Below are 14,290 nucleotides of genomic sequence, written 5' to 3'. Positions count from 1 at the left end.
GCGCAATCTCAGAATGTGGCGTTTTCCTAGGTTGCTTCGCTACGCTCGCAATGACTGTTGCGGGTGTGGGTAGGATGAGACGGGTGCACCGGGCATCGAGCCGCCCCTCAATCCCGCCGTCCCGAAGCCCGGTGGCGCATGACGATGCCGATGAAGCGCCAGGATTCGATGAAGTAGCGCCGGAACAGCCGCCGCGGAGCGCACAGGAAACGGAAGACCCATTCGAGGCCCAGCCGCTGCATCAGCCATGGGGCCCTGGGCACGTAGCCGGCTGCGACCGAGAGGGCTTCGCCGACACAGAACACGACGGGGTTTCCGAGCCCCTTGTCCTGGCGGTCGACCCAGATCTCCGATTTCGGCGCGCCGACGCCCATCACCAGCAGGGTCGTGCCGTGGGCGCGGATCCGCTCCGCCAGGGCGCGGCCGTAGGACTCGTCGTCCTCGAAGCCGAAGGGCGGCACCGCGCTCGCCACCGCGCCGTCCGGGAGGCCGGCGGCGTGGAGGCGCGTCGTCAGGGTGTCGGCGGCATCCTGGCGGGCCGCGACGAAGAACACCCGCCGGGCGAAGGGCGGCGGGTCGGCCAGGACGCAGGCCAGGAGGTCGTGGCCGGTGATCCGCTCGGCCGGCCGGCGGGTCACGGCCCGGGCGAGCCAGACCAGCGGCATGCCGTCGAGCGTCCGGGCGGCGGCGCGTGCGTAGGCGCCCCGGAAATCCGCATCCTCGGCGAGCTGGACGACGTGGTCGACATTGGCCGTGACGATCGTCCGCGGCCCGTCCGAACCCTGCGCCGCCACCGCCTCGACGATCGCCGACGCCGTGCCGGTGTGGAAGCTGTAGCCGAACAGCGTGACGGGCGCGGACGGGGCCGGCACGCCGCCATCGGGCGCGGCGGACAGGTTCGGGTCGGCCCGGTCCAGCCAGGCCGCTGCAGGATCTGCCGGGCCCGGGGGCTCGACATCAAGCATCGGCGGCCCGGAAGCTGGTCCCGGGGCGGGCGGCCGCGCGCCGGAACCGGCGACGGTCGCTGTCGGCGCCAAGCGCCAACGCGATGGCGCCGCCGAGCAGCAGGCCGAGCACTAGGGCCACCGGCAGCACGATCTTCGGCGAGGGCGGGAAGGTCCGCTGGCGGGCCGGCGTCGCCACCGAGATGATCCGGACGTTGGTGGTGTTGAGCCGCTCCTGCTCGCTCGCCTCGCGGGCGCGCTTAAGATAGGCCTCGTAGACCCCCCGGCGGGCATCCAGCGTCCGCTCCAGCTCGCGCAGGCCCACATAGGCGCGGTCGCTGCTCACCGTCTCGGTCTTCACCCGGTCGAGATTGGTCCGGATCGCCGCCTCGCTGGCTGCGGCCCGGTCGTAATCCTTCTGGGTCGTGTCGATGATCCGCTCCTTCTCGCGCTGGATCAGGCGCTGCAGGTCGCGCTGCTGGGCATACTGCTCGGCCATGGCCGGGTGGCGCTCGCCGAGCCTCGTGGCGAGCTCGGCGGTGTTGCGCGAGAGCGTGGCGTATTGCTGCCGCAGCGCCTGCATCTCCAGGGATTGCAGCATCTCCGGCAGGGCCGTGCTCGGGTCCGAGGTGCGCATCTTGCGGGCCTGGTCCAGGCGCGACTTCGCCTCCGCGGTCTTGATCGAGGCGGTGACGAGCTGCTGGTTCAGGTCGCCGAGCTGCTGGTCGGTGAGCAGGCGGCCGCTCGAGGCCACGAGCTTATGGGCCTCGCGATAGCGCACCACCTCGCCCTCGGCCTGCTCGACATCGCGCTTCAGGCTGCCCAGCCGCCCGGTCAGCGCGTCGTAGGCGCGCCGGGCGGTATCGGTGCGAGCCGCGGCTTCCTCGGCGAAGTAGGCGTCGCCGATGGCGTTGGCGATCCGGGCGGCCTTCTCGGGATCGCGCGACTGCACGGACACGTCGATCACGAAGGTCCGCTCGGCCCGGCGGACGCTGAGCTTGGTCTGGAGGGTGTCGAGGGCGATGTTGACCGGGTCGCGGCTCGCGGCCGGCGGCAGCATGCCGAGCGCCCCCTTGATCCAGGCGATCGTCGGGTTGTTGCCGTCCGGCAGCACGAACTCCTCGTCCTGGTCGAGATGCAGCTTGGCGATCACCCGGCGCAGGACGTTGTCGGACTGGATCACCCGCACCTGGCTCTCGGCGATCGAGACGCCGCTATCGGCCTGGGGCTGGCGGGCGTTGACGTCGTTCTCGACCACCCGCAGGTCGCTCGGATCGACCAGGACCTGAATGGACGAGGTATAGCGCGGCGGGATCAGGCCGAGCAGTGCCACCGCGGCCGCCACCATGAACAGGGCGCCCAGAACGATGAACCCGCTGCCCCGCCACAGCCGACGCAGGATCACGCGCGCCTCCGGGCGGGATTCCACCTGGGGCAGCACCATGCGGATCGGCTGCTCACCACTCATGCGCGTCGAGAAGTCGAACATGCGCCACGCTCCCTGACCTGTCGGAGTGCGGCCGGTGCCGCCCTCCACCGCCCTCCCGCGCCCGTCCCCGTTCCGGTCACCTCCGTGCCGTTCCGGGACAGGCCTCGATGGAGGCGGTGCTGTCCTCGACACGGCAGCAATCGGCGTACCGGACCAGTACTCTCGTCTTGATGCACACCCTGCAGCAGGATCCGTGTAGATATCGCATACTGAACTAGAACGCTCTGTCACGTTTTTGTGGCCTGAACAGGCCTGTAATTGCTGGGGACTACGTAAACGGATTCACACGACGACCGTGGCGCCGGGTTCTGCGTAGGCCTCCGCGTCCCCCGCCAAAAATCGCCGGAAGCGTTCCCGGTCCTCGGCGGCCGCTTCATTCCACCGCGCCACGTTTCCGCGGCTCGCCGCCCCCGCTCGGTCCAAGGTGCCGTCGTCGATCCATGCCCGGAGGGCCGCCGCAGCGGCCTCGGGCGCCTCCGGGCGGATCAGCAGGGCGGACCCGCCCAGCACTTCGCGGAACACGGGGGCATCCGGCGCCACCACCGGCAGGCCGCCGTGCTGGACCTCCAGCAGCGGCAGGCCGAGCCCCTCGGCTTTTGATGTCGAGAGCAGCAGGTGGCAGGACCCGGCCAGATCCCGCAGCTCCACGTCGGACAGGTAGCCGTAGCGATGTAGGAAGGGCGGCTCGTCGTCCAGGAAGGCGTGGCGGCCCCAGCCGACCCGCCCGACCAGGTGAAGCTCCGCCGGCACCCCGGCGCGGTTGAGCGCCGCCGCCAGCGCCAGGGAGGCCGGGTAATCCTTGCGCGGCTCGATCGTGCCGATCGCCAGCATCCGCAACGGCGCGCCCGGGCTGTGGGAAGCCGGCCCCGGCAGGTCGGCGAGCCCGAAGGCGTCGCGCCCGGACGGCCGCAGCAGGGCGACCCGGGCCCTGGGGGCGCAGACGGCCCGCACGGCCGCGCCGGTGGTGCGGCTGTTGACGAACAGGTTCGGGCACCAGCGCAGCGCCCGGGCGAAGCTCGGGCTCATGTAGAGCCGGCTCCTGAGGCTCAGATCCTCCGGCCGGTCGAGCAGAAAGGTGTCGTGGACGTAGAGCAGGCAGCGCGGGGCCGCGACGGCGCAGAGCGGCCCGGGCGGAAAGCCCGGGAACAGGAACAGCGCGTCGCGGTCGGCCAGCGCCCGCAGCGGCAGGCCGACATGCTGCTGGCCGATCATCCCGGGCAGCGTGCCGCTGGTGACCGGTCGGACCTCGTGCGGCGCCAGCCGGTCCGGGGCGAACAGGTCCAGGGTGATCCGCTCGATGCCGGTGACGTGGCCGCGCAGATGGGTCTGGTCGAGATAGATCCGCTTCGGACCGGGCTTCACGGGACGCTCCGCCGGAGGGTGCCGGCGAGGTACAGGCAGCGCCGCACGAACAGCGGCATGCGCCGGCCGAGCACCATCTGCTTGGCCCGGCGCAGCCGGCGGACCAGGGGCCGGGAGGGCGCCGGAACGGTGCCGGCCGCCCCCGGCTGGCGCTCGGCCGCGAACGGGAAATGCCCGAGCATCGCGGGCGCGAAGACCGGGCGCGCGGTATCGGTGAGCAATCCGCGCGCCCGGAAGATCGCGTCGAGCGACAGCGCGGCGGCAGCGGGGCTGTGGCGGCTCTCCAGGGCGATCCGCGCGAAGGCGCCGAGCCGCGCCCGGGCCCCGGCATCGTCGACCAGCTGCGCCAGGGCCTGCGCCAGGGCGCCGGGCTTCATCGGCACCAGACGGCCGGACACGCCGTCGATCACCGCGGAGGTGAGCCCCGAGGTGCGGTAGGCGAGCGTCGGCACGCCGCACAGGCCGGCCTCAATCGGGGTCTGGCCGAGGGTCTCGTGGCGGCTGGCGGTGACGTGGAGATCGCAGGCACCGTACCAGGCGGCCAGGATCTCCTCGTCGGCGATCAATCCCGGCGCGAACAGGTTCGGCACGCCGAGCCGGGCCGGATCGTCGAGCCGGCCGATCGCCACGACGCCGACCCCCGGGCGGGCCACGGCTCGAAGCGCGGCGCGCAGATCCGAGAAACCCTTGTCGGGGCCGTCGATGATCACCGCCGAGATCAGGATCAGCACGTCCCCGTCCGGCAGGCCGAGGCGTCGGCGCAGTTCGGCGCGGTCGCCGGGGCGGAAGGTCGCCGTCGGGAAGGCCAAGCGGATTTTTGTCGCCGGGGTGCCGGACGGGGCCAGCTCCTGCGCGCGGGCCAGGGTCCAGTCGGAATTGGCGAGCAGCCACGGTCCGGAGGGGGCGGCCAGGACGGCGCGCTTGCGGGCATGCATGCCGGCGATCCGGCCGGGAGCGAGCTCGGGATACTCGTCGGGGCCGGGACAGGTCGCGTCGCAGCCGGTGGCGGCGCGGGTGCAGTCACGGGGATGACAGCAGCGGCCGGTGAGCGGGAACAGGTCGTGCAGCACCAGAGCCGTTGGGCCGCGCCGGGCCAGGCGCCCGACCACGTCGAGGCTGCGGGTGGCGCCGTGCAGATTGCCGGCGAGGACGAGATCGGGCCTCGCGGCTTCGATCGCCGCCTCGGCCTGCGGGAAGCCGTCCGTCCATTCGGCGGCTTCCGGCCGGTCGCTCAGCGCGAGGCTCGTCACCCGGTGGCCGGCGAGCGCCAGCGCGTCGGCAAGCCGCCTCTGCGCCACGCCGGCGCCGCCCTGGGTGCCGGTGCCGGTGAGGGAGACGATCGACAGGCCCTCGACCCGTGCAGCCGGCACCCCGCTCACGCGCTGCAGCAGCACCGGGCGGCCGATGCGCCCGCGCGCGGAAGCCGGCAGCGCCGACCAGGCGGCGGGCGCGTCCAGGTGCCCGTCGGCGTCGAGGATGGCGGGCCGGCGCAGCGCGTCGCGCATCCACAGCACCTCGCCGCCGGTGAACGGCACGCCGCTCTGCGCCCCCGCGCCCGCGAGCCCCGGGATATCCAGGGCCAGAACCGTGTCGGCGAACAGGACCCGCAGGCCCGCCACCGCGGCCGCACCGGTCAGGGCAGCCTCCAGGGCGAGGGCGGCGAGCGCCCCGGGGGCGAGCAGATCGCCCGCACCGAGCCACAGCACGGCGTCGCAGGCGGGATCCGCCAGGACCGCTTCGCCATAGGCGCGCCCGAGAGCACGTGATGGCACGAGGTCGTGCCGCAGTTCCGGATAATCCTGGTGCAGCACCGAGGCGGCGGTCTCGCGCGGGTCCGCTCCGGCGCCGACCCAGGTGACGACGCGAATCCGCGGCCACGGGCGTCCGTCCGGCAGGGTGGCGGGCCGGCTCGCCCCGGGGGCGGCGGCTCCGAATGGCCAGCCGGCGACCCCGTGGGCGGGCGGTGATGCGGGGGCGTCGGTCAAGGGCGGTTCGCGCGTCCGAAGGGGCATGCACCCTGACGGCGAAGGATGAAGATTGCCTCTCGGGCCGGCCCGTCCATCAGCCCTCCACGCGGATCCGGGCCGGGCCGGCCACCATCCGGCCGATCCGGGCCGCTGCCGCGGAGCCGGCGACCCGGATGCGGGCGAGAATCGCATCCGCCTGGGCCGCCGCGCAGGTCACCAGCAGGCCTCCGGAGGTCTGCGGATCGGTGAGCAGGTGGCGGCGCCAGTCGGGGAGGTCCGCGGGCAGATCCACCTCGGCCTGAAAAGCGTTCCAGTTGCGGTGCGAGGCGCCGGTGACGAAGCCCTCCCGCACCAGCGCCTCGGCCCGGGGCAGGAACGGAAGGGCGCCCGCCTCGAGCGCGAAGGTCAGCCCGGCGCCGCGGGCGATCTCCAGTCCGTGGCCCAGGATGCCGAAGCCGGTCACGTCGGTCAGCGCGTGGACCGCCGGCTCGGCAGCCAGCGCGATGCCGATCGTGTTGAGCCGGGTGGTGGTGGCGACGAAGTCGCGGTAGCCGGTCTCGTCCAAACCCTCTCGCTTGATCGCCGTGGAATAGACCCCGACCCCGAGGGGCTTGGTCAGGATCACCGCATCCCCGGCGAGCGCGTCGGCGTTGCGCCGCACCGCCTCGCGGCGGCAGGTGCCGATCACCGCGAGCCCGTAGATCGGCTCCGGCGTGTCGATGGAATGGCCGCCGGCCACCGGGATCCCGGCCTCGGCGCATGTCTCCGCGCCGCCCCGCAGGATCCGGGAAACCACATCGGGCTCGATCTTGCCCACCGGCATGCCCAGGATCGCCAGGGCGAAGATCGGCCGCCCGCCCATGGCGTAGACGTCCGAGATCGCGTTGGTCGCGGCGATCCGTCCGAAATCGACGGGATCGTCCACCATCGGGGTGAAGAAGTCGGTGGTGGCGATCACGCAGGTGCCGTCGTCGAGTTCCCAGACCGCCGCGTCGTCGGAGGTCTCGTTGCCGACGAGCAGCCGCTCGAACGGGCCGGCGGCGGGCTGCTCGGCGAGCAGCCGGCGCAGGATGGCGGGATCGAGCTTGCAGCCGCAGCCGCCGCCATGGGCGAGACTGGTGAGACGGGGGGCGTCGGTCATCACGGGACTCCGTTCCGGAGATCAGTAGCGCGTGGTCACCGCATTGAGCCAGTCCGGAGAGGCGGCGACCGCCGCGGCCTCGACGCGCTTGTCGGCACCGGTGAGGACCAAGAGGCCGAGCACCACCATCACGGCGCCGAGCGCAGCCTTGACGCCCTTGCCGGCCGTCGCGAGCCCGCCGCGCCATCGCATCAGCGCTTCCCGGGAGACGAAGCCAAGCAGCATCAGCGGCGCCGCGGCGCCGATCCCGAAGGCCAGCATCGTCAGGGCGACGCTCCCGAGATGCTCGCCCCGCGCCGCCAGCAGGGACGCGGCCCCCAGGGTCGGCCCGACACAGGGGCTCCAGGCCGCCCCGAGCAGCAGCCCCACGCCGAACTGGCCGGACAGCCCCCCGGAGCGAAAGCCCCCGAACCGCTCTTCCGCCCAGGCCCCCACCGGCCCGGCGGCGGTGGCGACCTGCGCCTGGAGCCGCGGCAGCATCAGCACCAATCCGAGCACGACCAGCAGCACCGCGCCGGCGCTGCGGAACACGTCGCCATCGAGCCCGATGGCGAAGCCGATCGTCGCCACGAACAGCCCGATGACGGTGAAGGACAGAGCCAGGCCCAGCGCCAAAGCCACCGGCCCGAGCCGATGCTCGGACGCCGCGGTCCCGAGCACGATCGGCACCAGCGGCAGCACGCAGGGCGAGAGCACCGACAGGAGCCCCGCCAGGAAGGCGAACCCGACCGTCCCCAGCATCGTCCCGTTCCTCCCGTCCTTGTTCGGTCGCAGGCGTCGCGCCGGTTCGTTTTCAAGGCGGCGCATCACCGATCGAAGCAAAGATCGGAAGGGCCACAGAAATATTGAACCTGTTTGACTTTACGATCCAGGTCGGCAGGCGGTTCCGAGCAACTGAAATACCATTCTCTCCCCTCATCCTGAGGTGCCGAGCGATCGAAGACCGCTTGGCCTCGAAGGAGACCTCCAGGGATCGCGCGGCCGGCTGAAAAGCTCCTTCTTGGCGCCCGCTTCGCGGCCGCACCTCAGGATAAGGCCGCGGGTGGGACAGACGAGCCGGCTGCCCGGTCATAGCCCGAACGTCGCGGGAACCCCGAGCCGTAAATCAGGCTTCGGCCGCATTGAGCAGATCGCGCGGGCGGATCAGACCAATGACGATCTTCTTCACCGGCGACACCCATTTCGGCGACCCGCGCGTCCTGCGCTTCGACCACCGGCCGTATCCGGATCTCGACGCCCATGATGCCGGCCTGATCGCCGCCTGGAACGCCGCGGTCGCGCCGGGCGACACCGTCTGGCACCTCGGCGATTTCGCCCTCGGCCCGAGCGGGGCGCGGATCCGCCAGATTCTGGACGGGCTCAACGGCGAGAAGCACCTGATCGTCGGCAACAACGACGGGCCCGACACCCTCGAGGCCCCCGGCTGGGCCACGGTGCGCCACTACGCCGAACTCATGGTCGAGGATCGGATGGTGGTGCTCTGCCATTACGCGTTCCGAACCTGGAACGGGATGGGCCGGGGCGCTCTCAACCTGCACGGGCACAGCCACGGCAAGCTCAAGCCGATGCCGAAGCAGTACGATGTCGGGGTCGATCCGATGGGGCCGGCCCCGGTCGGTCTCTCGGCAATCCTCACCTCGCGTCTCCGCCGGAAGGCGTAGCCGGGCCGGAACCTTCACAGCAGCTTCACCGTTTCAGCGGACAGAGAGGGGATGGACCCGCGCCACCCCCGAGAAACCCGGCACCCCCGTCCGCGGGGCTGCACCAGAAACCGATCCGCGAGTATCCCCGTGAGTGCCCGTTCGGCCTCCCCCACTTCCGGCCTGGTCAGAACGACTTTGGCCGCTGCCGTCTCGATCTTTGTTCTGACCTCCTCGGCGCTGGCCCTGCCGGCGTGCCTGGAAGCCCAGCGCAAGGTCGACGAGGCCAACGCTCTGCGCTTCCAGGCGCGCCAGGAGGCGCGGCTGGGTAACCACGACCGCGTCTGCGACACGCTGGACGAGGTCGGCGACCGCTACGACGACGCCCGCGACGCCTTCGAGCGGTGCGGCGAGGGCGTGGTGGCCATCGACCTGCGCAGCGAGCTGCGCGGCCTCCGCATCGCCAAGAAAATCAACCGCTGCGACTGACCGGGTGCGTCCGCACACCGCGTAGGTTCAGGCCCCGCAGCATCATCCCGACACAAGCGACGCACGTCGCCGACAAGGTTATGCGCCGATGACCACCGCCCTGCTGTCGTCCGATCTCCCGGCGCCCGCCGCCAGCCGCACCGGCCCGTCCTTCGCCGCCGCCCTGTGCGGTTTCATCAGCACAACCGTCGCCACGACGATGCTGCTGGTGCTGATCGGGACTCTCTGACTTAGAGTGCCTGACAGAACGGCATCGAGCGGGGTTTTCAGCGTTGGTTTGGCATGGCCAGACCGCTTCTCCCCGATGATCTCTGGGATGAGATCGCTCCGCTCCTCCCGCCGCCTCGGCCGCGTCCGAAGGGCGAGCGTCGTCCGATCGGAAACCGGGCCGCACTGACTGGCATCCTGTTCGTGATGGGCTCGGGGCTGCCGTGGGAAATGCTGCCGGCCGAGATGGGCTGCGGCTCAGGCTTGAGTTGCTGGCGGCGGCTGCGGGATTGGCAGGCGGCGGGCGCGCGGAGCCGCCTGCATCACGTGTTGCTGGACCGCCTGCACGCGGCGGGTGAGATCGACTGGAGCCGGGCTTGCCTGGACAGTGCGTCTGTCCCGGCCAAAAAGGGGGGACTGCCACTGGCCCGAACCCGACGGACCGGGGCAAGCCGGACACGAAGCGCCATCTCGTCACCGACGCGCGCGGCACGCCGCTCGGCCTCTGTCTGAGCGGGGCCAACCGGCACGACACCGTCATGATGGCGGCCACCCTCGACACCATCCCGTCTGTGCGGAGCGGTCGGCGCGGACGACCGTGACGCAGTTCGGACAAGTTGCACGCTGACAAGGCCTACGATGCCAGACCCCGCCGCCAGGAGTGCCGGGCGCGGGGGATCGTCCCACGCATCGCGCGTAAGGGCATCGAGAGCAGCGAGAAACTCGGTCGTCACCGTTGGGTCGTGGATTCTTCGACAAGCTCAGGATGAGGGCACCCACGCCTGGTTCAACCGATTCCGTCGATTGCCCATCCGCTACGAGCGACGCGCAGACATCTAACAGGCGTTCACGAGCCTCGCGGCCAGCCTTGTCACCCTCAATCAGATCAGACGGTTCTGTTAGGCACTCTAAGACATTGAGAAGTTAGTATCCGGTTTTTTCCACGCTACTGGATTATATTTTCCAAAAAGTAAGGTATAAATAATTCATTATGAAATATTAAATCGCATGATGCGAAGAAAATGTTTGACTTTTAGGCATTAAGCAACTTTTTTTGATCTGCGCGCGATAAAAGCGGCCAATCGACCTTAATGACCGCTACTGGAATGGATTTGGCGATCATATATCTAGCGCTTTTTCAGTTCGCATGTTTGGTTATAATGTAGATTACAATGAATATTTACTAATTCAATGTAAAATAAATAAGATTTATCTGATGAGTGTTTCAATTGCTCCAACATCCACCACCCAAACGCGCATCGCTCCACTTAATGTATCTAAATCCGCCAATAATCAGTCGGAAAGCCCAAAAATCTCTCCGAGCAATCAATCTGCCGATCCGCGATCAGCGAATACTCTGTCGCCTCGGCAGAGCGATGCAATCCTGAGCCTTGCCAGCACGGACGGCTCAACAGTCTCATCCCAGAAAAATGCCGGTGGCACCCAAACCTTGTCCACAGCAAATCGAGCTTACCATGAAACCGATTTAACCGTAAGCAAAAATCCCTGGGATGAGACTGATTTTGAGGGAGAGCCTATTGGGCCGGATGATCCTGATGATACCAACACTGCAGACTTGGGCCAGATCTCGGTTACGGCTCCCGGCGATTCCTCGACCGGCGGCGGCGGAACGGCACCTGTTGAGGGTGGTGGGGGTGTATCGCCGCCTCCGGTCGAAAGCGGTGGCGGAACGGCACATCCTGGAAGCGGTTCTATCGATCCAACCCCGGTCCAAGGAAGCAGCCCAGGCAGCTCCACCACTGGTACCGTAACGATCGCGGATGACGTTCGGGTCGAGAAGAGTGCCAAAACCGAAGCAGGCTTCCTTCTTGATTGGAAAGATCAAGAGAGCACACGAGTTGGAACGCCAGACAACGGAGCTGTACCGTTAGCCGGAGATCAAACGGCCCAAAGACTTAATCCAAATGTGCTGATTACAGGACTGGGTGCTTATGTCCACTCCGGGGGGGCAAGTCCTATGGGTTTCGCCTACTGCCGACCATTATCTTTCAATTACATATCAAGACGGAAATTTAAACATCAGTAGTGCGTCCACTAGAGCACTTTAATCAACGAATCCCAGAAGGTCCGTCATAAGGCGGACCTTCATCTCTGAATTCTGTGGTTATTACCGTGCTGACAAAGATGCGAGCAATAAAAATATTGGCGGCGGCAGTTTATATGTTGACGGCCACAACTCTATCTGCTCAATCAATACTTGATTGCCATATCGTTCCATATGATGAATATCAACCGGTGGATGTCCCTGGTTGGAAGGATGATCGCTCGCCAGAGCCGGCGACATGGAATGCATACAGGCCAATGAAAATGATCTTGGGATTTGAACCCGCGCCTTATGCCTGCTATTCGAACTTCTTGTCTTTTCAGATAGCCGACGGAAATATTGCATTATACCCCAGCACGTCCGAAAACGCCATAATTCACGGCCGCGGCCATTCCACTGAAGATGAAACAAAACAGACAAATACATTTATGCTGAATGTTGGATCACAAATCTGCCGCTTCAAGTTAGTTATTCAGACTTTTGAAGCCGTCGATGAGCACTGGCAGATAAAAAATACTGGACAGATTAAACTCGTCGATAAGGCTTTGCTAGAGATTTCGAAAAAAATCCGAGACGAAAGCATCCCCGACACTGAGAGATCAAAGTTGACAGCCGAACGCGAGCGGCTAGAAGTCGAAATAGAGAATAATTTCGGAGATGATAAAGACCGGGTCGAAAAAGCACTAGCCTCAAAAGGCTTCAAGGGCGATCAGATCTCAAATAGAGTTAGTTTAAAAGTGCAGGGATTTTCCGAGGGTATACCGTATTTCTCCTCAAATTCTCCAGCGACCAAGGAGTGTTTCTTCGGTAGCGGCCACATCGATTTTTCCGGGGTCAATCCGAGTTTGACATATGTTGCGAGCCCTCCAACCGAACGACCTGACGACAACTGGTTCGAGGTTCGTGCAGGATACTCCACTTCCGGCAACGGATATGATATCTTTTTTAGCAATCGCAAATGCGCCATCAGAATTGAATTTTCAAAAGAAATGAAAAAGTCGGGAAACTGGATAAGCTTACCCGTTTCTAAGAACTAGAAATTACGATCACGGGCGAGCGTTCTCCTTGGCGAAGTCCCACACAGGGACGCTCCATTGCTGGCCCGGCTTGTTCCGGTAGCCGGTTAGGCGTTCGAACAGGACCCGTTGCGCTTCGGCACCTCGGGTCGGCTCGCTAACCATCGTCAGGACTCCCCAGTAGTTCACTCTCGGGGTGCCGTGATCGGGATGGGCCGCGAACAGTTCAAGCGCCGTAGCGACGTCGACATTCTGGGGAAGGGCAAAGGCGGAAATGCGCGGCTCTGGCTGAGACCGACTTAGATCCCCGAGAGGCGCCCGTCGCGAGAGGGATTGGTCCGGCCGTCAGGCAGGGTCGGCAAATGGGTAGCGTGGCGCCAACGGATTGGAGCCCAGCGCGACCGTTCCGGATATGCATTTCCGGGCCCTCTACGACACAGGGGGCACCCGCTCCGCTTTACGCGGGTCGGCGTGAGAGTTCTCGAGCGTTCTTGCAGGGATCGTTGCGCTCCCGCTCTGGTTCGGGCTGCCAGAATCCCACATCGGGCTTGGCAACACGAGCGGTGGGTAAAGGGCGGGTCCCCTCGCCCGTGCGGGAGAGGGACAGGGTGAGGGGGCGGGTTTTTCCGGAGAGGTCGCATCCCTCGCCTCAACCCCCCTCCCGCACGGGCGACCGGATTCACACTTCTCAGGTCGACACTGACATCTTGAAAACGAGGCGCTTGACCTGACCGGTATTTTGGACCGAGCCGATTGAGAGGCTACTGCATGGTCGCGGCCATGGGTAGCCGGAAGGCCAGACCCGGGTAGCTGACGGGCGCGGGCGGCCGATAGCCCAGCGACGAATGCGGTCGGACGCGGTTGTAGGTGTTTTGCCACAGACCGATCACGATCTGCGCCTCCCTTAACGAGTAGAAGATCTCCTGGCGTAGGCACTCGTCACGAAGCTTGCCGTTGAAGCTCTCACAGTACCCGTTCTCCCACGGCGATCCTGGTGCGATGTACTGGATCTGTGAGCCAGTTTTGGCGACCCATTTGCGCAGCGCCTTGGAGATCATCTCGGGGCCATTGTCGCAGCGGATGTGTTCCGGGATGCCGTGTAGGCACATCGCCTCCGCCAGCGCCTCAATCACGCCCGCGCTGTTGATGCGTCGCGCCACCTTCAGCGCCAGACAAGCCCGGCTATGCTCGTCGATCAGCGTCAGGATCCGGAGCGAGCGTCCGTCGTGGGTCCGGGCCTGGACGAAGTCAAAACTCTAGACGTGGTTGCGATGGAGCGGGCGCAGCCGCACGCAGGATCCATCGTTCAACCACAGGCGACTGCGTGGTCGGTGCTTCTGCGGGACCTTGAGCCCCTCGCGACGCCAGATGCGCTGAACCCGATCCTTACCCACCTGCCATCCTGCTGCCTGCAGCAGCGCGGTGACGCGGCGGTAGCCGTAGCGCCCATACTCGGACGCCGAGGCGATGATGGCACGGGTCAGCGCATCCTCGTCGGCCGGCAACGTGGACACGTAGCGCTGCGTGCCCCGATGCTGGCCGACGATCCGGCAGGCGTGACGTTCCGAGAGGTCGTACTTCTCCCGGATGCCGTCCACCGCCTGCCTGCGTCGCTCGGGGGCTACAAGTTTCCCGAGGCGATGTCCGCCAGCACCTGCTTCTCCAGAGATAAATCGGCTACCAGGCGACGAAGCCGGGCGTTCTCGCGCTCCAGATCCTTCATCTTCTTGGCCTGATCGACCTTCAGGCCGCCGTACTCCTTACGCCAGCGATAATAGCTCTGCTCAGAGATTTCCGCCTCCCTGCATGCAAGGGCCAAACTCTTGCCCTGAGCTGTCTGCACCTCGATCTGGCGCAGCTTGAGCACCACCTGCTCCGCGTTCGTCTTCTGACCTCGCCGCATGTCCGACTCCTCCGGTCCTGGCTGATCCTCTCAATCAGCCCGGTCCAAAGCCAGCCGGTCAGGTCAC

At 66.7% G+C, this 14,290-nt stretch carries 11 protein-coding genes and 2 pseudogenes; 6 read left to right on the top strand and 7 right to left on the bottom strand.

The window, feature by feature from the left end; translation table 11 throughout:
* Nucleotides 1-107: 107 nt before the first annotated feature.
* From MKL11_RS12995 to MKL11_RS12970, 6 genes are all read right to left on the bottom strand, one after another.
* Nucleotides 108-965, bottom strand: a complete 858-nt coding sequence (locus MKL11_RS12995) for a WecB/TagA/CpsF family glycosyltransferase (protein WP_243944045.1) — start codon at nt 963-965, stop codon at nt 108-110.
* Nucleotides 958-2,433 carry a GumC family protein gene (locus MKL11_RS12990; RefSeq protein ID WP_243944043.1) on the bottom strand — a complete coding sequence of 492 codons (1,476 nt, stop codon included), beginning with the start codon at nt 2,431-2,433 and terminating at the stop codon, nt 958-960. The genes MKL11_RS12995 and MKL11_RS12990 overlap by 8 nt, the downstream gene beginning before the upstream one ends.
* 282 nt (nt 2,434-2,715) lie before the next feature.
* Nucleotides 2,716-3,795 carry a glycosyltransferase gene (locus MKL11_RS12985; RefSeq protein WP_243944041.1) on the bottom strand — a complete coding sequence of 360 codons (1,080 nt, stop codon included), beginning with the start codon at nt 3,793-3,795 and terminating at the stop codon, nt 2,716-2,718.
* Entirely contained in the window at nt 3,792-5,780 is a 1,989-nt protein-coding gene (locus tag MKL11_RS12980) for a glycosyltransferase (protein ID WP_243944039.1), read from the bottom strand. Before MKL11_RS12980 ends, MKL11_RS12985 begins: the two co-directional genes overlap by 4 nt.
* A gap of 76 nt (nt 5,781-5,856) precedes the next feature.
* Nucleotides 5,857-6,903 (bottom strand): selenide, water dikinase SelD, encoded by a 1,047-nt coding sequence (gene selD, locus MKL11_RS12975; protein WP_243944037.1) that lies wholly within the window; start codon nt 6,901-6,903, stop codon nt 5,857-5,859.
* 21 nt (nt 6,904-6,924) lie between these two features.
* Entirely contained in the window at nt 6,925-7,644 is a 720-nt protein-coding gene (locus MKL11_RS12970; RefSeq protein WP_243944029.1) for a cytochrome c biogenesis CcdA family protein, read from the bottom strand.
* Nucleotides 7,645-8,054: 410 nt separating this feature from the next.
* Between MKL11_RS12970 and MKL11_RS12965 the strand changes: the two genes are divergently transcribed.
* The 6 genes and pseudogenes from MKL11_RS12965 to MKL11_RS12940 all read left to right on the top strand — a co-directional run bounded on the left by MKL11_RS12965 (nt 8,055) and on the right by MKL11_RS12940 (nt 12,341).
* Entirely contained in the window at nt 8,055-8,564 is a 510-nt protein-coding gene (locus MKL11_RS12965) for a metallophosphoesterase (protein ID WP_243944027.1), read from the top strand.
* Between the two features lie 162 nt (nt 8,565-8,726).
* Nucleotides 8,727-9,032 (top strand): hypothetical protein, encoded by a 306-nt coding sequence (locus MKL11_RS12960; protein WP_279600480.1) that lies wholly within the window; start codon nt 8,727-8,729, stop codon nt 9,030-9,032.
* Between the two features lie 88 nt (nt 9,033-9,120).
* Complete coding sequence (locus tag MKL11_RS12955; protein WP_243944024.1) at nt 9,121-9,261, top strand: hypothetical protein; 141 nt, start codon at nt 9,121-9,123, stop codon at nt 9,259-9,261.
* A gap of 53 nt (nt 9,262-9,314) precedes the next feature.
* Nucleotides 9,315-10,142 (top strand): annotated as a pseudogene (locus tag MKL11_RS12950) (IS5 family transposase).
* A gap of 244 nt (nt 10,143-10,386) precedes the next feature.
* A complete protein-coding gene (locus tag MKL11_RS12945) occupies nt 10,387-11,286 on the top strand; it encodes a hypothetical protein (protein ID WP_243944021.1) in 900 nt (299 codons plus the stop codon).
* An 86-nt stretch (nt 11,287-11,372) separates the two neighbouring features.
* Nucleotides 11,373-12,341, top strand: a complete 969-nt coding sequence (locus tag MKL11_RS12940) for a hypothetical protein (RefSeq protein WP_243944019.1) — start codon at nt 11,373-11,375, stop codon at nt 12,339-12,341.
* 740 nt (nt 12,342-13,081) lie between these two features.
* Here MKL11_RS12940 and MKL11_RS12935 read toward each other — a convergent pair.
* A pseudogene (locus MKL11_RS12935) lies at nt 13,082-14,223 on the bottom strand (IS3 family transposase).
* Nucleotides 14,224-14,290: the final 67 nt, after the last annotated feature.

Source organism: Methylobacterium sp. J-077, assembly GCF_022829365.1.
Lineage (GTDB): Bacteria > Pseudomonadota > Alphaproteobacteria > Rhizobiales > Beijerinckiaceae > Methylobacterium.
This window is presented reverse-complemented; position numbering and strand designations above follow the sequence as displayed.